Origin of the sequence: Rheinheimera aquimaris, assembly GCF_020531985.1 — a bacterium.
Taxonomy (GTDB): Bacteria; Pseudomonadota; Gammaproteobacteria; order Enterobacterales; family Alteromonadaceae; genus Alishewanella; species Alishewanella aquimaris.
Genome location: NZ_JAJAVQ010000001.1, coordinates 904,015 through 925,457 on the forward strand (window position 1 = coordinate 904,015; position 21,443 = coordinate 925,457).

Annotated in this window: 25 protein-coding genes; 3 read left to right on the forward strand and 22 right to left on the reverse strand. The window is 48.0% G+C overall.

Features of this window, described 5'->3' with window-relative positions:
* Positions 1-44: 44 nt before the first annotated feature.
* The 21 genes from LHL18_RS04135 to LHL18_RS04235 all read right to left on the reverse strand — a co-directional run bounded on the left by LHL18_RS04135 (position 45) and on the right by LHL18_RS04235 (position 19,303).
* Complete coding sequence (locus LHL18_RS04135) at positions 45-341, reverse strand: hypothetical protein (RefSeq protein ID WP_134053726.1); 297 nt, start codon at positions 339-341, stop codon at positions 45-47.
* On the reverse strand, positions 342-779 hold the full coding sequence (gene fliS, locus LHL18_RS04140; protein WP_134053724.1) for a flagellar export chaperone FliS: 438 nt from the start codon (positions 777-779) through the stop codon (positions 342-344).
* A 15-nt stretch (positions 780-794) separates the two neighbouring features.
* Positions 795-2,243 carry a flagellar filament capping protein FliD gene (fliD, locus tag LHL18_RS04145; protein WP_226765883.1) on the reverse strand — a complete coding sequence of 483 codons (1,449 nt, stop codon included), beginning with the start codon at positions 2,241-2,243 and terminating at the stop codon, positions 795-797.
* A 10-nt stretch (positions 2,244-2,253) separates the two neighbouring features.
* On the reverse strand, positions 2,254-2,646 hold the full coding sequence (locus tag LHL18_RS04150) for a flagellar protein FlaG (RefSeq protein ID WP_134053720.1): 393 nt from the start codon (positions 2,644-2,646) through the stop codon (positions 2,254-2,256).
* A gap of 69 nt (positions 2,647-2,715) precedes the next feature.
* Positions 2,716-3,546 (reverse strand): flagellin N-terminal helical domain-containing protein, encoded by an 831-nt coding sequence (locus LHL18_RS04155; RefSeq protein ID WP_134053718.1) that lies wholly within the window; start codon positions 3,544-3,546, stop codon positions 2,716-2,718.
* A 208-nt stretch (positions 3,547-3,754) separates the two neighbouring features.
* Positions 3,755-4,582, reverse strand: coding sequence for a flagellin N-terminal helical domain-containing protein (locus LHL18_RS04160; protein ID WP_134053716.1), 828 nt, complete (start codon positions 4,580-4,582; stop codon positions 3,755-3,757).
* A 133-nt stretch (positions 4,583-4,715) separates the two neighbouring features.
* Entirely contained in the window at positions 4,716-5,546 is an 831-nt protein-coding gene (locus LHL18_RS04165; RefSeq protein WP_134053714.1) for a flagellin N-terminal helical domain-containing protein, read from the reverse strand.
* 202 nt (positions 5,547-5,748) lie between these two features.
* Positions 5,749-6,582: a flagellin N-terminal helical domain-containing protein gene (locus LHL18_RS04170; protein ID WP_134053712.1), complete on the reverse strand. Its 834-nt coding sequence runs from the start codon at positions 6,580-6,582 to the stop codon at positions 5,749-5,751.
* Between the two features lie 158 nt (positions 6,583-6,740).
* Complete coding sequence (flgL, locus tag LHL18_RS04175; RefSeq protein WP_134053711.1) at positions 6,741-7,976, reverse strand: flagellar hook-associated protein FlgL; 1,236 nt, start codon at positions 7,974-7,976, stop codon at positions 6,741-6,743.
* Positions 7,977-7,978: 2 nt separating this feature from the next.
* Positions 7,979-9,997, reverse strand: a complete 2,019-nt coding sequence (flgK, locus tag LHL18_RS04180) for a flagellar hook-associated protein FlgK (RefSeq protein ID WP_226765884.1) — start codon at positions 9,995-9,997, stop codon at positions 7,979-7,981.
* 41 nt (positions 9,998-10,038) lie between these two features.
* Positions 10,039-11,052: a flagellar assembly peptidoglycan hydrolase FlgJ gene (gene flgJ, locus LHL18_RS04185; RefSeq protein WP_226765885.1), complete on the reverse strand. Its 1,014-nt coding sequence runs from the start codon at positions 11,050-11,052 to the stop codon at positions 10,039-10,041.
* A gap of 1 nt (position 11,053) precedes the next feature.
* A complete protein-coding gene (locus tag LHL18_RS04190) occupies positions 11,054-12,139 on the reverse strand; it encodes a flagellar basal body P-ring protein FlgI (RefSeq protein WP_226765886.1) in 1,086 nt (361 codons plus the stop codon).
* Between the two features lie 10 nt (positions 12,140-12,149).
* Positions 12,150-12,827: a flagellar basal body L-ring protein FlgH gene (gene flgH, locus LHL18_RS04195; protein ID WP_134053703.1), complete on the reverse strand. Its 678-nt coding sequence runs from the start codon at positions 12,825-12,827 to the stop codon at positions 12,150-12,152.
* Between the two features lie 11 nt (positions 12,828-12,838).
* Positions 12,839-13,627, reverse strand: coding sequence for a flagellar basal-body rod protein FlgG (gene flgG, locus LHL18_RS04200; protein WP_134053701.1), 789 nt, complete (start codon positions 13,625-13,627; stop codon positions 12,839-12,841).
* A 36-nt stretch (positions 13,628-13,663) separates the two neighbouring features.
* Positions 13,664-14,410: a flagellar basal-body rod protein FlgF gene (flgF, locus tag LHL18_RS04205; RefSeq protein ID WP_226765887.1), complete on the reverse strand. Its 747-nt coding sequence runs from the start codon at positions 14,408-14,410 to the stop codon at positions 13,664-13,666.
* Positions 14,411-14,561: 151 nt separating this feature from the next.
* A complete protein-coding gene (flgE, locus tag LHL18_RS04210; RefSeq protein ID WP_134053697.1) occupies positions 14,562-15,863 on the reverse strand; it encodes a flagellar hook protein FlgE in 1,302 nt (433 codons plus the stop codon).
* A gap of 19 nt (positions 15,864-15,882) precedes the next feature.
* The gene (locus tag LHL18_RS04215) at positions 15,883-16,611 is read right to left on the reverse strand and encodes a flagellar hook assembly protein FlgD (RefSeq protein ID WP_226765888.1); all 729 of its coding nucleotides are present in this window, start codon (positions 16,609-16,611) and stop codon (positions 15,883-15,885) included.
* An 11-nt stretch (positions 16,612-16,622) separates the two neighbouring features.
* Positions 16,623-17,048 (reverse strand): flagellar basal body rod protein FlgC, encoded by a 426-nt coding sequence (flgC, locus tag LHL18_RS04220; RefSeq protein WP_226765889.1) that lies wholly within the window; start codon positions 17,046-17,048, stop codon positions 16,623-16,625.
* Positions 17,049-17,050: 2 nt separating this feature from the next.
* On the reverse strand, positions 17,051-17,452 hold the full coding sequence (gene flgB / locus LHL18_RS04225; RefSeq protein ID WP_134053691.1) for a flagellar basal body rod protein FlgB: 402 nt from the start codon (positions 17,450-17,452) through the stop codon (positions 17,051-17,053).
* Positions 17,453-17,523: 71 nt separating this feature from the next.
* Positions 17,524-18,357, reverse strand: a complete 834-nt coding sequence (locus tag LHL18_RS04230; protein ID WP_134053689.1) for a CheR family methyltransferase — start codon at positions 18,355-18,357, stop codon at positions 17,524-17,526.
* A 16-nt stretch (positions 18,358-18,373) separates the two neighbouring features.
* Positions 18,374-19,303 (reverse strand): chemotaxis protein CheV, encoded by a 930-nt coding sequence (locus LHL18_RS04235; protein ID WP_226765890.1) that lies wholly within the window; start codon positions 19,301-19,303, stop codon positions 18,374-18,376.
* Positions 19,304-19,433: 130 nt separating this feature from the next.
* On the opposite strand from LHL18_RS04235, the gene flgA reads away from it, so the two are divergent.
* From flgA to flgN, 3 genes are all read left to right on the forward strand, one after another.
* Positions 19,434-20,138, forward strand: a complete 705-nt coding sequence (flgA, locus tag LHL18_RS04240) for a flagellar basal body P-ring formation chaperone FlgA (RefSeq protein ID WP_226765891.1) — start codon at positions 19,434-19,436, stop codon at positions 20,136-20,138.
* 77 nt (positions 20,139-20,215) lie between these two features.
* On the forward strand, positions 20,216-20,536 hold the full coding sequence (gene flgM, locus LHL18_RS04245; RefSeq protein WP_134053683.1) for a flagellar biosynthesis anti-sigma factor FlgM: 321 nt from the start codon (positions 20,216-20,218) through the stop codon (positions 20,534-20,536).
* Positions 20,533-20,967, forward strand: a complete 435-nt coding sequence (flgN, locus tag LHL18_RS04250) for a flagellar export chaperone FlgN (protein WP_226765892.1) — start codon at positions 20,533-20,535, stop codon at positions 20,965-20,967. The genes flgM and flgN overlap by 4 nt, the downstream gene beginning before the upstream one ends.
* A 16-nt stretch (positions 20,968-20,983) precedes the next feature.
* Here the strand turns inward: flgN and LHL18_RS04255 are convergent, their stop codons facing one another.
* Entirely contained in the window at positions 20,984-21,442 is a 459-nt protein-coding gene (locus tag LHL18_RS04255; protein WP_134053679.1) for an LPP20 family lipoprotein, read from the reverse strand.
* Between the last annotated feature and the right edge of the window lies 1 nt (position 21,443).

Here is a 21,443-nt window from a genome sequence, read left to right on the forward strand (position 1 = left end):
AATTCTACCTTACTGAAATATGGCAGAATGCGTCAAGCTCGGCCTTAACGAAGTGTTTGATAGACTTGAGTACCGGCACGGCCTTTTTGCACATTGCGCAGATTTTCAGCCAGAGCCTGTTTTTCAATTTCAAGTTTTTGCTGGCTCTGCTGCAGCCACTGCTGCAGCATAAGTAAAAACTCACCAGCCTGTTGTGGGTCGGCAGTACCATCAAGTTGCTGCACCTGAGCATTCAGTTGCAGCATTAATGCCTGAACCTTTTCCAGCTCTACCGCTTCTGCGGCCATAAGCTGCTGCAGTTGCTTCAGCTGTTGCTCCATGCTGGAAATTACATCTGACACTTAACCTCCAACCGCCATCTTTTGATCAGCAGTTGCCCGCATCTGATATGCTTCTTCACGCGCACTGACCGGGATCTGATCCCAGGCACCTTTAATTGTTAACATCAGCTCGATTACGTCATCGACTTTTGCCGGGTCGTTGTCACGGCTGGCTGCACCTAGATGGTTAATCATGAAATCATACAAAGCGGCCAGATTATCAGAAATCTCACCGCCCATATTCATATCCAGCGAGCCTTGTAACGAGCTAATGATCGCCATAGCACGGGATAAAAAAGACGATTTGCCAGCAAAATCTTTACGCTCCATGCAGCCCTTAGACTTCGCCATATTTTCCAATGCGCCTTGCATCAGTAACTGAATAACACGATGTGGATCTGCTACGGCCAAATCGTCTTTCACACCCACTGCTTTATATGCTTTAATTCCGTAGCTCATGTCTGCCTCGCTAAGTTAGCTGGATTGCACTTTAAACCCTGGTAAGCTCGCTAGCTGTGACGTAACGGTAGATGCCATATTATTCATCTGCCCCAACAAGCTATCTAAAGCGGTGTAACGCTTACGCAGAGTTTCTTCATAACTTGCTATATATCGGTTAGCAGCTTCTAAATCTTTAGAATTTTCGCTAATTTGAGAGCGAATTGTTTGTTCACGGGTGGCGATAATGCCGCCAGACTGTGTAAATTCTTTGACGTAGTTGTCCAGCGTCTTGCTCAACCCCTTCTCACCGCCAAACAAATTGGCAATGCTGTCATAGTTACTCGCCAGCGCCTTATCAAATCGCTGCTGGCCAGAATCATTACCAAATTCTGTTGAGGTGGAAATCTCCAGTTTGCCCTCTTTGGTGAAAGTGATACCCATTGCATATAAGGTGGACATACCTTCATCGGCTTCTTCAAAATTACCACCAAGGATGCCGCGTAGCTGCGTCATAATATTACGCGGTAGCGAATCACCGGCTAACGCGCCGCCTTCGCTGCTTACTGTTTTACCGTCTGCAGCCAAGGTTCTTGGCTTCGTTAAAGACGATACCTGATCAACCAACGCATTATAAGTACTGATAAACTTATTAATTTTCTCTTTGGTTGCATCTGTATCCATACCGATATCAAGCCGGGCATTATTACCATCCGGCGTCACGGCCAATACTTTAAGCTCAATTTCCTGTATGGCGTTGGTAAACGTATTAGATGAATTTGTCGCCGTAATTCCGTCAATCTGAATAATGGCGTTCTGTGCCGGCGTAGCAGTATTTAAGCCGCCTGCCACACTTGAAACAGTATTGAGCTCGGCGTTGTTATTAGAAATAACCAAATCATTACCATCGCCGGTAATATCAGAGGTTAAAACCAACTTAGTGCCAACGGTACCACCGCCATTGATGATATTGGCATTGACGCCGAAATTATCAGACTTGGCATTAATGGCCTGGCGCAGTTCATTCAGCGTCATACCGGCAGTGACTTCAACATCGAAGGTCTTATCATCTGCAGCAAAGGTTAAAGTACCGGCAGTGGTAGAAATAACATCGTCAGCACTGCTAAAAGTACCATCAGTGCTTTCCAGGCGGCTACCGGAGGCCAGCTGCTGCACTTTAATATCGAAATTAGCGATGGTCGCACGGCTTGATGCGCTCGCCTCTACATAAGTCTTATTATCTGTCGGCTGAATAACTGTCGCGGTACGTTTGTTCAGCTCATTGGTTGATAGCTTGGTAACCGCATCACGAAATGCCGATAAGGCAGATTTTAATCTGCCTACACCGGACAGCGAAGACTCTAACTTTGTCTTGGCAGTGTTAATTCTGGATAACTTACTGTCACGCTCCACGCCTACCAGTGTGGTCACCAGCTCGTTTAGCGGCAAACCGGATGCCGAACCGAGGAAATTTACACCAGACATATTTAGAACCTCACACTTTTTTGTCGATTAGCAAGCCAATAGACTGCCCCATTTCTTCCTGCAACCGTTTGATATCCTGAGCAACGCGCAGTAACTCTTCTGACGGGATCTGCTTTATCAGCTCTTCAGTCTTGTAATCATACACTCTGATTACTGACCGCCCTGACCCTTCATCTATAGAAAAGTTTAACGAACGCTGCTCCAGAGCCAATGCCTGATTAACTACATCCACCGCTTGTTGCAACTGAGCTTTATCGGGCTCAGCCGCTTTTTCAGTTTCAGTAACAGGCGCCACCTCAGCACTACGAATCACCGGTTTTTCAACGGTCTCGCGTGCCACAGTGTCACGGTTAGGGGCCACTGGCGTTGGCAGCGAAGCACTACTTGCACTGATACTGCTCATACAACACCTCCTTTATCGGAACGCGTGATGGAAACTTTAACAAAAATTTCCATCACAGCGTTAACGATTTTAGCCCAATAACGACAGCGCTGCCTGAGGCCGCTGGTTTGCCTGAGCTAATACTGTGGTACTGGTTTGTTGCAGGATCTGCTGGCGGGTCAGCTCGGCAGTTTCTTTAGCAAAGTCAGTATCACGTACACGGCTGCGTGCAGCAGACACGTTTTCAGAGATATTGGTTAAGTTACGGATAGTAGCCTGGAAGCGGTTTTGAGTCGCACCCAGCTCAGCACGGGCTGAATCGATGGTCTTAATCGCCGCATCGATATTGGTCAGAGCAGTAGCTGCTGCTGTAGCTGTTGACACGCTCAGCGTATTTAAGCCCAGGCCAGAAGTACCATAGCCACCACCGTTTTTCAGCGCAACGCCGATATTCTGCTGAGTACCAGAGTTAGCACCAACCAGGAAAGTAGCTGACAGGTCACCTTTTAGCAGGAACTGGGTACCGAACTGAGTAGTCTGAGCGATACGGCTCATCTCAGCTTTTAACTGAGTGACTTCTTCGTTCAGTGCAGTACGGTCTGCTGTAGTATTAATACCATTCTGAGCCTGGATTGCCAGAGTACGGATACGTTGTAACGCGTTGGTTACCTCGTCCATCGCACCTTCAGCAACCTGTGCCAGAGAGATACCATCGTTGGCATTGCGCGCCGCCTGATCCAAGCCGTTAATCTGGCTGGTTAAACGGTTAGAGATTTGTAAGCCGGCAGCATCGTCTGCAGCGCTGTTGATCCGGAAACCTGAAGACAAGCGCTTGAACGAAGTATCCAGGTTATTACCAGAGTTAAATAACTGGCGCTGAGCATTCAGCGACGAGGTATTGGTATTTACATATAAAGCCATGAGTCACTCCTTAGTCGTCGGTAGCTTTGCCACGTTCAACTGATATTAAACAACGGTTATCCCGTGAATTGAGCCAAGCTGCAACTTGGCTTAACTAGGTTATCGACCGCTACCTTAAGAGCTTTAGACTTTTTTTAATTTTTTAATTTTTTAAAAATCAACCACTTAACAAAAACATTGAAAATTAATTCAAAATAATTGCGTTAAACTACCCACTTAATACAAAAATTGCCGCCTGTGGCCTCTGATTAGCCTGTGCCAACACCGTGGTGCTGGTTTGCTGCAGAATTTGTGTTCGCGTAAGCTCTGTTGTTTCTTTGGCATAATCAGTGTCACGTATCCGCCCTCTTGATGCGGAAACGTTTTCAGTCACATTGCCTAAATTCCGCAGTGTACTAAACAAAGCGTTTTGCATTGCACCAAGCTCAGTTCTGCCTTCATCAGTCAGTTTTATCGCACTATCAATAGCCGCCAGCGTTTGTTCACTGGTGTCTTGCCCAAGCAAAATCCCATCCAGTGACAAGCCTGTGCTGTCGGTAGTAAAGCGTCTGTCCAGAGTCACCGGCGTATATTGCTGTGCATTGGCACCGGTTTGAAACTGCAAAGTCCCTAAAGAGCCGTCCAGCAAAGTCTTGCCATTAAATTCGGTGTTTATCGCAATCCTGTTAATAAGCTCGGTCATCTGATCAAACTCAGATTGCAAAGCTGCAATGTCCTGCTCGTTATTAATGCCGTTCTCAGACTGAATAGTCAGTACCCGCATACGTTGTAATGCGGTAAAGATTTCATCCATACCGCCCTCAGCTACCTGAGTTAAAGAGATAGCGTCATTTGCATTGCGCCTGGCTTGCTCCAAGCCTTCCACCTGGCTGGTTAGCCTGTGCGTGATTACAAGGCCCGCAGCATCGTCGGCCGCGCGGTTAATGCGAAAACCTGATGCCAGCCTCTCGGTTGTAGTACCCAACCCGGCACTGGCGTTCTCAAGCATACGCTGCGACGACAACGACGAACCATTAGTGTTCACCACTATAGCCATAAGTCTGTCTTCCTGTTTGCTCAGCTGCCGGCGACAAAAATACCGCCGCCTTTACAGCGTAAACAATTACATCAGCCCCCGGACTGGCCAGCTGTTGCTGGCTTCGCCGGGTGATACTTTACTGATTGCCTTATTATTGCAGCAGACTCAACGCCGCCTGTGGCCGCTGGTTAGCCTGTGCCAGCACTGTGGTACTGGTTTGCTGCAGGATCTGTGTCCGGGTCAACTCTGCCGTTTCTTTGGCAAAGTCAGTGTCACGGATACGGCTACGCGCACCTGATACGTTCTCAGAGATGTTAGTTAAGTTGCGGATCGTCGCCTGGAACCGGTTCTGAGTCGCACCTAATTCGGCACGGGCACTGTCGATGGTTTTAATCGCTGTATCCAGATTGGCTAAGGCTGTCGCTGCATTGGCAAAAGTTGATACGCTCAGCGTATTCAGGTTCAGGCCTGATATACCGTAACCACCGCTGTTTTTCAGCGCTACAGTAATATTCTGCTGCGCACCGGCATTAGCCCCCACCAGGAACGTAGCGGATAAATCACCTTTTAGCAGGAACTGCGTACCAAACTGAGTGGTTTGCGCAATACGGCTGATTTCTGCTTTTAACTGCGTCACTTCTTCATTCAGCGCATTACGGTCAGCCGAGGTATTAATACCGTTTTGTGACTGAATGGCCAGTGTACGGATACGTTGCAGCGAACTGGTAATTTCATCCATCGCGCCTTCTGCTACCTGCGCCAGTGAAATACCGTCGTTTGCGTTGCGGGCTGCCTGATCCAAGCCATTAATCTGGCTGGTTAAGCGGTTAGATATTTGTAAGCCGGCCGCATCATCAGCTGCACTGTTGATACGAAAACCAGAAGATAAGCGTTTAAATGCCACATCCAGTGAATTACCTGAATTGAACAGCTGACGCTGGGCGTTTAATGAAGATGTATTGGTATTGACATAAAGTGCCATGTTATTTCTCCTGTAACTAAATTAAAACACTGGCAGCAATAGCCCATAAGACCATATAACTTTACTTCAGTGTCTATTATGTATCGGAAAAATATATAAAAACTTTAGATAAAATATATAAATAAGCACCTTAATAAAATAAACCACAATAAAGCAAAAAAGCTGCAATTAAGCAGCTTTTAAGATGGTTTCTAAACCGGAATTAGCCTTGCAGTAAGCTCAGTGCTGCCTGTGGCCGCTGGTTAGCCTGCGCCAGCACTGTGGTACTGGTTTGCTGCAGGATCTGTGTCCGGGTCAGCTCTGCCGTTTCTTTGGCAAAGTCAGTGTCACGGATACGGCTACGGGCACCGGCAACATTCTCAGAGATGTTGGTTAAGTTGCGGATGGTCGCCTGGAACCGGTTCTGAGTCGCACCTAATTCGGCACGGGCACTGTCGATGGTTTTAATCGCAGTATCCAGATTGGCCAAGGCTGTCGCAGCATTGGCAAAAGTTGATACGCTCAGCGTATTCAGGTTCAGGCCTGATATGCCGTAACCGCCAGTGTTTATCAGTGACACTGTGATATTTTGCTGCGCACCGGCATTAGCCCCCACCAGGAACGTAGCGGATAAATCACCTTTTAGCAGGAACTGCGTACCAAACTGAGTGGTTTGCGCAATACGGCTGATTTCTGCTTTTAACTGCGTCACTTCTTCGTTCAGCGCATTACGGTCAGCCGAGGTATTAATACCGTTTTGTGACTGAATGGCCAGTGTACGGATACGTTGCAGCGAACTGGTAATTTCATCCATCGCGCCTTCTGCTACCTGCGCCAGTGAAATACCGTCGTTTGCGTTGCGGGCAGCCTGATCCAAGCCATTAATCTGGCTGGTTAAGCGGTTAGATATTTGTAAGCCGGCAGCATCATCAGCTGCACTGTTGATACGAAAACCAGAAGATAAGCGTTTAAATGCCACATCCAGTGAATTACCTGAATTGAACAGCTGACGCTGGGCATTTAATGAAGATGTATTGGTATTTACGTATAAAGCCATGATGTTGCTCCCGCCTAAAATTAGACCTTTAAAAACAACAGCTTGTTTTTTTACTGTTGTTTATTGCTGATACTTATTTATCGGTGGGAGACAAAAAAACTTGAGATTTTTTTTAAAAAAAGTTTGTTTCAGCTAAAAATACCTTGGAACAGGCGTTATTAGCGTAAATAGTCAAAAAGGCTTACGCCTGACACTTTGGTAAAAGTCGCTGAAATAGCTTCCAGTGCTATTTCCTGTTTAGTGATCTCAGTAATCGCTGCGGCGTAATCCACTTCCGATAAATCCGCGCGGTAAGCTTTGTTATTAATCGTTAAATCTTCATTGGTACCAAATACACTATCGAGCACATTCACCCGACCACCTATCGCTGACAGAGTGCTGTCAATATTGCTGCTGGCGTTGTCTATCTGCGTCAGCACATCGTTTACTGCTTCGTTAAAAGCGCTGCCTGAGATATTTGGATTGTCCAGTGCCGTGATAAAATCGCCGATAGTCGTCAGCATGTTTTTCTTCTGCGGCGGTTGCAGCGTAAAGTCAACCTGCCCTGGCACGGCAGCAGCGCCACTGATGGTAATACCCAAGCCAGCAAAAGAGATTGGCTGATCTGGCGTAAAAGTGCCGGTAACCGGTGGGGTCAGCGCCACGCCATCGCGCAAAATTTCATAGTTAGACGGCGCCGTCAGCACCACATTATACTGGTTGGTTGCTGCCGGTAAGCCGTCAAAATTATTACGATAAAACGCATCAAACTGACTTTGATCTGACATGGTGATCGTAGCAGCAGTAGCACCGCCGGCAGACACAACCGGCGTTGACGGTTTAAAGCGTGCATTGACATCTTCAAACACCTTTTTACCACTGTCATTACCCGGCATGGCAATGGTTGGCGAAATTTGTAGCGCTTTCTGGCCATCATCGCCCTGGAAGAAATAACTGTTTGACGCCTGATCATAAGCAAAAGCCGGGGTTTTATCCTGAAAGCCGGAAAAGATGTAACCACCTTCAGAGTTACGGGTGTTCATTAAGTCGAATAGTTCAACCTGAATATTCTTCAGCTCTTCTGACAAAGCATTACGCTCAGCAACGGTATAGGTTCCGTTACCCGAGGCGATAGCAAGCGTTTTAACCCGGTCCATAGACGTGCGCATATTTGTCAGCACGGTTTCTTCCAGCGCCAGATTGTTTTTTAACAACACACTGTTGTTTTGGAACTGTGATACCTGCTCTAGGTTCTGATCCAGCCCAAGCACTTTGGCAGACGACGCCGGATCATCCGCTGGTGTTAAAATTCGGGTCTGTTTGGTCAATTGATCCTGCGCCCGGTTCATTTTCTGCTGGGTATTTAAAATGCCATCCAGACCAGCATTAAATTTCATATTAAAAGATAAGCGCATAATTACCTCGCTGCTGCTAGCAGGGTGTCAAATATGGTTTGTGACGTGGAAATGATCCGCGCCGCCGCCGCATAAGTTTGCTGAAAACGCACTAAATTAGAGGCTTCTTCGTCCAGGCTCACGCCGGAAAGCGACTCATACCAGGCAGTAGTTTGCGCCAACAAAGCACCGGTTGCCGCTTCGCTGTTACGGCCCTGGCTAGTGCGTTCACCAATTAAACTCACCATCTGAGCATAAGACTGGTTAAAATTAACGGAGTTCGTGCCTGTTGGCGAAGACAGCGGGTTAAGCCGTGTAGTCTGCTCAGTTTGAATCGCTGACAATGCCAGACCATTACGGTTGTCGTTAAAGCCACCGTCATTAAAACTGATGGTAAAAGTATCGCCTACATTTGGTACACCTGATACCGAAAAGTCAAAACCGACATCAACCCCAGCCTGGGCGAAAATATCCTGATACTGGCCTGATGGATACGTTGATGTGGCGACTGGATTGCCAAGATTATCAACAATCTCAAAGCTATTGCCTCCGACATACGTCATAGTCCAGGGGCCATTAATTAAACCCGACGGTGTATCAAAGCCATAAGCAGGTAAAGTTGCCGGTGTAGTATCTGTTACTGTCAAATCCGAAATTTGGGCATTACCAATATTATTAACAGTAAACTCGGTTCTTACCGGTGCGGCCAGTGCTATATCTTCCGGCCGCGTAGTGGCCATCTGCACAGTACGTGATGCTGTGCTCAGAGGTTTCAGTTCAAACTGATCACCTACCGCCAGGCCAGCGGACAGCGTGATTTCCAAGCCATATAAATCACCACCGGCATCAGCAGAATTGATTGTGGCCGGATACCCCCCGACTGCCACGACCTTATCAGAACCGGCAACGACTTTGCCTGCCGAATCCAGCGCCTGGATCCTGACACCGCCGGCTTCAACAGTTAATAAAAAATCATTCGGCGGTAAACTGCCGCCCTGGCCGGGTTCAATCGTTACATCTACATTACCGGTACCGGTATTATCGGATAACGCGAAGCCAGAACTGACTGGCAGGGTAAATAAATTACCGCCAATTTTACCGTTCAAATCCATACCCAGGCGATTTTGCGTGTTTAGCGCATCCGTCATTGATAGCGCCAACTGCCCTAACCGGTTTTGCGTTGGCACAAGTATTTCTTCGCGAAACGACAGCAGGCCACCAATTTTGCCGCCGACCAAGTCGATATCAATATCGCGCTCTACACTACTACGGCTGGAAAGCTGCAGTTTCAACTCTCGCTCTGCCGGATCAGGGTCACCACGTAAAGCCATCAGACTGAAATCGCCACGCTCGACGACCAGAGACTGACCAGTGGCAAGGAAAACTAATTTTTCACCATTGTCGGCATCCAGCGTGCGTATATCGACCATTTCGGAAAGATTTTTAATGGCCAGATCCCGCTTATCCAGCAAATCTAACGGCACAGGCCGGCTGGCACCAGTACCAAAAGAGGCTATCTCAATATTCAGATCCGCTATTTGCTTGATGTATGCATTGGCTTCGCCGGTATAGATATCCAGTTGCTGATTGACAAAGTTATCCTGGTCCAACACCAGACTGGACAAGGTATTAAACTTATCAAGTAATGCCTGAGAGCTGCCAATGATTAGCTGACGATTGGCAACTGTTGCAGGTTCGTTGTTCGCAATCTGAAACTGCTTGAACAAATCGTTAATCCCCGTAGCAATACTATTGGCGGGGTTAGAAAACAGTGCATCGACGCGGTTGGCTTCAGTCACATACTGCTGGGCAAAATTGTAATTAGACGTATCGCGGCGTAATTGCTTCTGTGTAAATTCACTGACCAGACGTTCAGTCGTACCTTTGCCGACACCTAAACCCAGAATCTGTGATTCAAACTCAGTGCGCTGACGCGTATAGCCTTCAGTATTAATATTGGCAATATTATTACTGGTGGTATTGAGCAAAGTAGTGTTTGCCAGTATGGCTGAAGTACCAATTCTGAGTAAATTATCTGACATTGCTCTCTCCGTTAACGCCGGTCACTGCGTTACTTAGGCTTTTATTCGGCTGCATGGGTTATTTCTTTAGTGTCGCTATCATCGCTGCGGGCGTTTTGCAAAGCAGGGCTTTGATATACCGCCATAATTTTTTGTGCATAAGCGGGGTCTGTCGCATAGCCTGCCGCCTGTAATTGTTCAAAATACGCTTTGGTATCCGCACTGGCGTTAACCGCTTCCTGATAACGCGGATTCTGTTTAATAAAATTCACATAATCCTGCAGACTATGTTCTGCTGAACTGTAGGCGCGGAATCTGGCCTGCTCTTTTTTGGCAATACCACCGCGGTATTCCAGCGTATCCACTACTGCAGTATCACCTTGCCAGCCGTTGTTAGCTTTGATGCCAAACAGATTAAAGCTGTTATTGCCCTGATTATTCTTGATCATCCTTTGCCCCCAGCCTGTTTCAAGTGCAGCCTGAGCCACCAGCGCCAGAGGGTCGAGCCCCAGCGCTTTAGCAGTTTGCCTTGCAGCTGGCAGCAGGTTTTTAACAAAGTCGGCTGGGCTATCAACCTTCCATTCTGGTTGGGTTTGCTCGGTCTGAGAACTCACCGGCTGCACAGTAGCAGGTGCTGTAAACCCGGTTTGCTGCAGAGGTTTGACTTGCACGGCTGGCAGAACAACGTTCGGCATCGTCAGTACTTTGTCAGTATTGTGCTGGGGTAATTTAAGCTCTGAGGGTGTTGCTCGGTCGGGCTTGATCCCCAATGCAGGGCTAAGTTGCTGTACCAGCAAGTCGGCCAAGCCTAAAGCACCGTTTTTTGATAGCTCAGTCGCCATCTGGCTGTCCTGCATATCGCGATAAAACTTAGTGGTCTGGCTGTTCATCATGCCATCCACTTCAAATGCCTCGTTGGCTTTGCGCATGCTGCCAAGCAACATACTGAAAAAAATTGACTCGAACTGCTCCGCAGCCTGGCGCAATGCACCCGCTTCATCTTTACCAGCCGCACTGCGAATTTGCTGCAGGCTGCCAATATCATGATACGAGATAGTGTTCGGTGTCGTGCTCATGTTAAATCACCACCAGCTCACCATGAATAGCGCCGGCTTCTTTAAGCGCTTCTAAAATTGCCATTAAATCCCCCGGCGCCGCGCCGACAGCATTTACGGTGCGCACTAAATCATCCAATGTAACGCCCGGGTCAAATTTGAACATCCGTGATTGATCCGGCCGCACGTCAATAATGCTGTTCTCTTCGATCGCTGTCTGGCCTTCCGCTAATGGATTAGGCTGCACGACCCTTGGGTTCTCAGCGATAGTGACCGTTAAACCACCATGGGTCACTGCTGCAGGGAATAGCCGCACCTCTTTGCCAATAACGATAGTGCCTGTGCGCGAGTTAATAATAATTTTGGCTGAATAATCTCCCGGTTCAAACGTCAGATTCTCCAGCGTCGACAAGTAAGATACCCGCTGGCTGACATCACGTGGCGCCCTAACCTGCACAGAAGTCGCATCAAGTGAATACGCAGTTTCCGGCCCGATAAAGGCATTGATCGCTTCTGCCAGCCGTTTTGAGGTAGTAAAATCTGACTGCTTCAGGTTAAACGTAATAAAGTCATTTTGGGCAAAAGGTGTAATCACCTCGCGCTCTACCATGGCGCCGTTAGGAATACGGCCTACCGTTGGCGTATTGACCAGAATACGCGACCCGTCCAACCCTTCTGCGCCAAGGCCGCTGACAATTAAACTACCTTGTGCAACGGCATAGACATTGCCATCAAGGCCGGTCAGAAAGGTTTGCATCAAAGTACCGCCTCGCAGGCTTTTGGCACTACCAACCGATGAAACGGTAATGTCCACGGTCTGGCCCGGCTTGGCAAACGCCGGTAGTTCAGCATGCACAGCCACAGCCGCAACATTTTTAATCTGTGCTTTCATGTTGCCAGGCAAAGTAATACCAAAATTGCTTAACATGGTGCGAAAGCTCTGTTCGGTAAAAGGGCTTTGCTCACCTGTACCGGGTAATCCCACAACCAAACCATAGCCTACCAATTGGTTCGACCGCACGCCTTCAACATCAGCGACATCTTTAATTCGTGCGCCTAAAGCAGGTAATGCCAGTAAGCACAACAAGATAGCCATCACAGATTTCATTTGTGCTCTCCTAGAATGGCCACAGCGGACCGTTAAAGAACCGGCTCAGCCAGCCGGGTGACTGACCATTATGGTGTGCACCGGTACCACTGTACTCAATACGCGCATTGGCAATTTTGGTCGACTCTACCGTGTTATTCACATCAACATCCTGCGAGCGGATAACGCCGGTCAGACGGATATACTCTTTACCGGTGTTAAGCGTCAGCCACTTTTCACCACGGATCACCAGATTGCCGTTGTTAAGCACCTGCAGTACATTGACCGAAATATTACCGACCAAGCTGTTACTCTGATCCGCCTTTGAATCACCTTTATAATCTGAGGTTGAATCGGCGCCAAACTGCAAAACATTGCCGGCTACTGACACATTTCTGCCGCCAAGGCCCACCATCGGCTCAAATGACGTAGAACTGTCTTTTTGCATTTCCGTTTTCGCTTTTTTACTGGCTTGGGTGCTCTCGCGCAGTACCACGGTAATAATGTCGCCTTCATGCCGCGCCTTATTGTCTGCATACAGGCTGTTTGAATAGGTTTGCGCAAACAGTGAGCCGTTTTGCGTCAGCGGCCTTGAAGGTTGCTCCGGTACCAGTGGCGAAAAATACGGGTCGTCCTGCTGCGGCTCCTGCAAAGACGCGCAGCTGCTGAGCAATAACACGCCACAAAGAACAGACATAATGCGTAACATAAGGCCTCCCATTACAGCTGCTGAATCGCCGTGCCCAGCATTTGGTCTACAGATGAAATCACTTTTGAGTTCATCTCATATACCCGCTGACTTTCAATCAGGTTAACCAGCTCTTCGGTAACATTTACGTTCGATGTTTCAAGCGAGCCCTGCACAATAATGCCCAGCCCTTCCAAACCAGGTATACCTTGCACCGGGTCGCCGCTGGCGCCGGTTTCACGAAACAGGTTTTGTCCAATTGGTTCTAAACCAGCCGGATTAATAAAATTGGTCACGGTAAGCTGACCAAGTACGGCAGGTTCACCCTGCCCCGGTAACTGCACTGAAACCTGACCGTCCTGCGCTATGGTGATGCTGGTTGCATCAGGCGGCACAACAATATTGGGCTGCACCTGATAACCCGCACCTGAGGTCACGACGTTACCTTCATCATCAACAGTAAACTGGCCGTTACGTGTATACGAAATAGTGCCGTCTGGCATCAGAATTTCAAAAAAACCATGGCCTTGTATCATCACATCCAGACTGTTGTCTGTTGTGATCATATTGCCCTGGGTAAAGTTCTTCTGTGTCGCCACCACTTTTGTACCTGCGCCCAGCATCAAGCCATTTGGCAGCTCAGTGTTCTGTGACGATGCCCCACCAGGCTGATTCACATTCTGGTACAGTAAATCTTCGAAAATGGCCCGGCTTTTCTTAAAACCAACGGTGCTGGCGTTGGCCAGGTTGTTTGAAATAACCGAGATATCGCGCTGCTTAGCATCTAATCCGGTTTTACTAATCCACAAAGCTGGATGCATGTTTGCCTCCCGGGCTATCGCCCTTTAAATAATCTGTTAGCCGACGATTCTCAGCAGTTGATTCTGTTGACGATCCATCTCTTCAGCGCTTTTCATCATTTTCACCTGGATTTCAAACTGACGTTGCAGGCTAATCATGTAAGTCATCTCGCCAACGGCATTGACGTTACTGCCTTCCAATGCACCTTTGAGCAAGCTGACATCGGCGCTGGCTTCGGCTATCTGACCGTCTTTACGCCGGAATAAACCATCAGTGCCCTTATCCAACTCATTGTTCACCGGCCTTACCAGCTTAATACGCCCAACCGGCGCTATAGCATTTGCAGGTGCGCCAAGTGGCAGTGCGCTAACAGTGCCGTCCTGCGCTATCTCAACTTTAGCCAACGGTACCGGTAACTGGATAGGGCCATCGTCGCCCAATACCGGCAGCCCTGTTACGGTTTCCAGCATACCAAGGGCGCTGATCTGCAAACTGCCGCTACGTGTGTAAGCTTCATTACCATCCTGACCTTGTACCGCAAGCCAACCATCCCCCTGGATGGCAACGTCCAGCTCGCGCTCAGTCATAATAATAGCGCCGGCGTCAAAGTTTTGACCTGGGCGTTCTGTCAGCGAAAATACCCGTGTCGGTAAACCTTCGCCAAAAGCCTGCATTGACCTGGCCTGCTCAAAGTCAGCCTTAAAGCCGGTCGTACTGGCGTTAGCCAGGTTGTTTGAGCGCAGTGCCATACCGTTCATATTTTCTTTGGCACCGCTCATGGCGATATATAACAGGTGATCCATAACGCGCTCCGTCAGTCGTCGTTACTAGTCGTTGCTACTGACAAAGCAAATTTGATGCCACATATAAAAATGCAGTAAAGCTGTTGGCTCCCGTTCTTCTATGCATAAAAAAACACCACCGCAAAGGGTGGTGTTTTCAGCTACGCCATGCTTATCGTATCTGCAGCACTGTCTGCTGTAAGGTGCTGTTAACCTCAAGCGCACGCGAGTTGGCCTGGAAGTTACGCTGGGCGCTGATTAAATCAACCAGCTCAGTGGTCAGGTTAACGTTGGATTGCTCCAGTGATGACGCATTTACCGCGCCAAAAGTACCGGTATTGGCTTGGCCACCTATAGGTTCACCTGAAGTAATACTTTGTTTCCATGAGGTATTACCCACTTGCTTTAAGCCCTGAACGTTGGCAAAGCGCACCATCGCCACCTGTGCCAGATAGGCAGAGTCACCGTTGCTGTAACTGGCCAGTACACGGCCAAAGGCGTCAATATCAACCCCAGTCAGATAACCAACAGTGGTACCGTCTTGGCTCAGGTTATTTACATCAAACGTTGAAGCATACTGAGTGGGCTGTTTTACGCCCGATGCATCACGGAAGTTCACCACTACGTCAGCTGCAAATTGAGCACCGTTAGTAAGGTAGCCATTCGCGGGGTTATTTAGTGTTGCTGCAGGCAGTGTAATAGTTGGTACCGGTGGCGTTACAAAGTTACCGCTGGCGTCAAATACCAAATTATCGCCCGGCAAAGGTGAACCGGTAACATCATCCCAAACAACGAATGATTCCCACTCGGCATTTGCCGGTGGCACAGTCGTCGTTTTACGGAAGTATGTTGTCACTGTGTGTGACTCACCAAGGCTGTCATACACTGTTACCGACGTCGAATGGTTGTAAGTTGCTCGGTCTGTTGCATCAAATGGTACACCATCGGTTGCTAACTCGCGTGAGTCCAGGTTCATACTCAGAAAGATATTATTGGTTGCGCGGGGAGCACCCGCTGAAGTTGGAATTGAAATAGGCTGCGTAGTACTTAAACTGACAGACTGATTTTCGCCCGTTACCGGGTCAACGGCAAAGCCCTGCAAAAAATTGCCTTTGTTATCGACGATAAAATTGTCTTTATTGAGTTTAAAGGCGCCGGCACGTGTGTAGGTCATATCCTGCGATTGTATATCAGGCGTAAGTGCAAAGAAGCCTTCGCCGGTTATCGCCAAATCCAGTGAGTTATTGGTAAATTGCAATGAGCCCTGGCTAAATTGCTGGGCTACCACTGCGGTTGTCACACCATCACCTACTTTAGTGCGGCCAGAGGCAAAAATAGAGGTTGCATAAACGTCTGCAAACTCTGCCCGTGACTCTTTAAAGCCAGTTGTATTTACGTTGGCAATGTTATTTGCCGTAGTATCCAAATCTTTCTGCGCTGCGGCCAGGCCGCTTAATGCGATATTAAAACTCATAATTCACCTCAGCTCGCTATTAACTGTAAGATACTTCTAAAACATCACTTAATTTAACCGGCCCCAGCCCAAGCAGATTCAGGGTAACGCCGCCACCTGTGCCGTTGAGGCTCACGCTGCCAACCGGCGAGTACACATTTGCCGGTAAGCTGGCATTGGTGCCATCGGTGTAGCTGACTTCAACTTTTACCTTATAGACACCGGCTTTTACCCGCTCAGATAATTCACCATCGACCTCAGCCGCACTGCCGGCGCCGGATTCCATATAGGTACCATCCCAAATAAACTCGTTTTTACCTACCTTCGGGTTTTCAACGCTAAATGTCTGAACCAGCTGACCTTTCTCGTTTTCTATCCGCACTTTCATCATCGTTGCGGCTTTATCGAGTTCAATGGTGCCGCGCGATAAGGTTTCGCCGGTAAATACAATCTCATCTGACTGGGTTAACACGCTGCGGCCAACCAGTGATGAAGCCTGCAATGCCTGGTTAGACGTCATGCTTTCGGCAAAACCTTTAAAACTCTCATTTAGCGAACCGATACCATCCGCCATGGTGAAGTTGGTCATCTGTGCGATCATTTGATCGTTTTCTACCGGTTTGGTCGGGTCCTGATATGCAAGCTGCTGTGTTAGCAGCGCAAAAAAATCGGCCTGCGTCAGGGCACCGTTATTCTTATCTGGCACTTTATCGGTGTTATCCCAATACATACCGTCCAGAGCAGAGTTATTGTTTACGGAACTAGTCATAAGTTATGCCCTTAGTTAGATTGGCCTAAACGCAGGGTACGCATTACCATTTGTTTAGCGGCATCAGCAGTCTGCACGTTAGTTTCATACGAGCGCGACGCAGAAATCATGTTCGCCATCTCTTCCATAATGTTGATATTAGGCTTGTAGATGTAGCCATTTTCATCTGCCAGCGGGTGGTTCGGTGCGTACTCTACGTTCAGCGGTGCGTCCGACTCAACAATACCCAGTACCTGTACGCCTGCAGTGTCATCGCCCTGCAGGCGCTGCGCCTCTGACAACTGAGCAGCAAAAACCGGGTGCCTGCCGCGGTAGGTCTGGTCAATACTACTGCTGACGCTATTGGCATTGGCAATATTACTGGCGGTGGTATTCATACGCACAGACTGTGCTGTCATACCGCTGCCGGCGATATCAAAAATTTTATAAGCACTCATGGTTACTGGCCTCCACCGGTGATGGCTTTTTTCAGGCCGCTGATGCGGGCGTTCAGAAAGGTCATGCTGGCCTGGTATTCCAGACTGTTCTGCATAAAGGCATTTCGTTCGCGATGAATATCTACGCTGTTGCCATCGCCGGTATCAGGCTGGTCCGGGTTACGGAACATTGCTTCCTGGCGCTGAGCAATAGAAATATTAAAGTGTTGCTCGTGAGTGCGGTTTATCGCACCGGATTGCCGGGCCTTGGCATTGCTTAAGGCTTGCTGAAAATCGATATCTTTGGCTTTATAGCCAGGCGTGTCTGCGTTTGCGATGTTTTCGGCCAGCACCTGTGCCCGCCGATCACGCACCAGCATGGCTTCAGGATGCAAACCAAATGCTTTTTCAAAACTGATTGCCATTTTTTTGCCACCTGTTTATTCACGATGGCAAATGAAATGCAAAACTCAGGCCAGAAATAAAAAACGAGTGTTCAGCTTTTCTTGCGGTAGATAATACCGGGGTTACAGCGGATCATTTCAAAATCGTTGTTCAGGCTGGATAACGATTCAGACGCGCCCAGGAATAAATAGCCACGTGAATTCAGCGACTGGGCAAACTGGCGGATAATTTTTGCCTTCACATCGGCGGAAAAGTAAATAAGTACGTTACGGCAAAAGATAATATCGAACTTGCCTAACAAGGTGTAGCTGTCCAGCAGGTTAAGGTGGCGAAAACTCACATTCTTACGCACCGGCTCTTTCACCCGCATCATACCTTTGCCGCTGTCTTCAAAGAACTTACTGCGCCGCTCAGGCGACAAGCCGCGCGACAGCGCCAAGCCGTCATATTCAGCCCGCTGACAATGCTCCAGCATAGTATTAGATATGTCGGTACCCAGAATGCTTACGCCAAGGCTGAACGAACCGGGACGACTTTGCTGGTATTCCAAAGCTGTCATTGCAATAGAATATGGCTCTTGTCCACTGGAGCTCGCCGCCGACCAAATTTTGACGTTGCGGCAAGTTTTTTCCATCTCGGGAAAGATTTGCTTCTTCAGTAATTCGTAGGGGTAAGTATCACGAAACCACAAGGTTTCATTTGTCGTCATCGCATCTATCACCGCCGAGCGCAGCTGCCGCTCAAACGGGCTTAGGGTTTTTGTTACCAGCTCAGACAAAGATGCAACACCGAATCTTTGCATTAGCGGTGCCAGCCGGCTTTTAACCAGATATTGCTTGTTCTCACCCAGCACGATACCGCATTGCTGTTCCAGGAAATCCCGGAACAGTATGTACTCTTTATCCTGTAAATCTTTATTCAGCACCGGCAGTCCTTAACTATCAGTCAGCATGCAACCATTTTTGTACCGACTCCGCCAGCTCGTCAGGGTTAAATTTGGCAATAAAATCATCTGCGCCGACTTTTTGTACCATTTGCTGATTAAATACCCCACTTAATGAAGTATGCAGGATCACGTGCAAACGTTTCAGCCTGGCATCCTGTTTAATTTCAGCGGTAAGGGTATAACCATCCATCTCCGGCATTTCGATATCTGAGATCAGTAAGCCGACTTTCTCTGTCACCGATTCAGCACACTCTTTTGCCACTTGCTGTAAGTAAGTCAGAGCTTCGCGACCATTGTTTACAAGGTGCATCCGCACGCCCAGCCCTTCCAGAGCCCTCTTTACCTGATTACGCGCCACAGCAGAGTCGTCTGCAATAAGGATCAACCTGTCACCCAAATCAGCAGTAATACTCTGAGTGTCGAGCGTTTTAGATATTGCGGTTGGTGATGGTGAAATCTCTTCCAGAATTTTTTCTACATCCAGAATCTCGACCAATTCTTTATCAATTTCAGTTACTGCTGTCAGGTAACTTTGTTTGCCGGTTGTGCCCTTGGGCGGCGGCATAATAGCTTCCCAGTTGATATTGATAATGCGTTCAACCGAGTTAACCAGGAACCCCTGCACTGAGCGGTTGTACTCGGCAATAATGATAAAACAGTCTTTGGTGTTATCAATGGCTTTACCGCCTGTCGCCAGGCTTAAATCAATAACAGAAATTGTCTGACCACGTATATGGGCAATACCGCGCACATATTTGTTACGTTTGGGGATCGCGGTCAACGGCGGACACTGCAATACCTCACGCACTTTAAACACATTAATGCCGTAACGCTGGCGGCCGACCAGCTTAAACAACAATAATTCCAGCCGGTTCTGCCCGACTAACTGCGTACGCTGGTTTACTGAGTCTAAAATACCGGCCATCTGCCGCTCCTCTGTAATACTATCAGGATCAATTCTTGCTTAACCCCTTATCAAATCAGGTTAAGGCGGTTAGCGTCAAAGTACCGTCATATGTTATAACCCCTAGCCAGTAAAGCATAGCCGAAACCTTATGAAAAAGTACGAAAATTTATTTAAACAGGCACTTAGTTCATTGCTGTTGTTGGCATTTGGCACAGCTGCGATGCAAGAATCTGTTTATACTCCAGGCGAACTTACCGCCCTGGCAGATCAATGGCTGACACAGCAGATTGCAGCTGAAGAAACCTCCTCCACACAAATCAATGTTAATCCACTGGATAACCGTATTGGCAGCAAAAGCTGTGCACAGCCACTGGAGTTCAGCCTGTCACAACCGCTCACGCAGCGCCAAAATACTATTCAGATCCGCTGCGCTGCGCAAATCGGCTGGCAGCTATATGTGCCTGTAAGAATTGATGAGATTGTAGAGGCGATAATATTGCAGCAAAATATTGCTTCAGGCAGCCTGATAACGGCCGATATGTTAACAACAGCACAACGCGAACGGCGCTTTATCCGTGGCAGTCTGGTAGAAAATGCAGCCAGTGTTATTGGTGCCCGTACCAAAAGAGCCCTGTCGATGGGACAAATTTTAACCTTGCAGGATCTTTGCCTTGTCTGCAAAGGAGATGTTGTTACAATATCAGTTAGTGACAATGGTCTTAGCGTTGCTGCAACCGGCGTAGCGCAGTCTGATGGTAGCCTTGGAGATACTATCAGTGTGATGAATCAGCAATCTAAACGCGCGATAAGCGCTGAAGTGATCGCTGTCAATCATGTCAGAGTAAAATTTTAAAAAATTTACTAAAGTTTTGCTGTTTAACGCCGTTAACCTGAACATAAGGAACTGTATTAAGGTGATGAGGTCCGAGCATGGCTATTAATATCAATAACTTGCAAAATACAACGCAAGTAAAAAACGACAAGGTTGAACAAAATGTTCAGCGTCAGCAGGCTGCTGTGCAACAAAACGCCACGCAAAATGCTAACCAGAAACAGGATTCGGTATCAATCACGCCGCAGGCTCAGCAGTTTTCCAAACTGACTGAAAAAGCCTCAAACAGCAGTGGTATTGATCAGGAAAAGGTCGACAAGATCAAACAAGCGATCAGTGAAGGTAAGTACAAAATTAACGTTGAACAGCTGGCACGCCGTATCGTGCAGTTTGAAAGCGAGTTATTCGGTAAAAAATGACCGCAGCCGCCGACGCCATCACCGCTTTATTAAACCAGCAACAGCAGCATCTGGATGAGCTGCTGTTGCTGTTGCGGCAAGAACTTGCCGCCCTGTCCAACCGCGACATCAATGAGCTGGAACGTATCACCAGCGCTAAAGCTGTTGTGCTACAACAACTGCAGCAAGCAGATCATCAGCTGGCGCAAGCCCCCGAGCTGGAAAGCATGAAACAGCAAGACTGGTTTAAACAGCTGGTTACTAACATCGACCAGCAATTAGAACAGTGTAAACGCCATAACGATATCAATCAGCAAACGCTGGAACAAAGCCAGCTGACACTGGCCCGCTTTAAAACTGAGCTGCTGGCCAGCAGAGGCAAATCCGGCCTTACCTATACCAATAAGGGTATGCCCACAGTAGACAATAAAGGCAAAGGCATTAAAGCTTAAGCAGCAGACATTAACCTTAGTAATACCTGACGCTTTTAATGGTTTGTTGTGGCCGCGTATTCTGATACAGATAATAAACCTGCTCGAAATCAAGCTCCAATTCGGTAACATACACATCATCAACAGCATAGGTTTTTACTACCCTGGCGCCGTTAATCACCCCTTTAACCGAAGCAGACAAGTGCTCATTCGTCAGTACCATGTCCTGCAGCTGATTGTTGGCGTCAATTTTTTGGCCATATACCATTTCTGTCAGTTCTTTATAGGCGTCGAGCTTGGACGCTTTCATGGCTTGTAACATCTTTTGCTGCTTGTCATTACTCAGCTGTGCACTGATAGGCGCATAGCCCACAGCCCGCAGCAGCGGAAACGATTCCGGCTTTACATCTGCATATTCTATATGCTTGTTATAAAGCGCAGAACAACCACTTAGCAGCACACTGCCAGCCAATGTAAGGCTTAACCACAGTTTCATA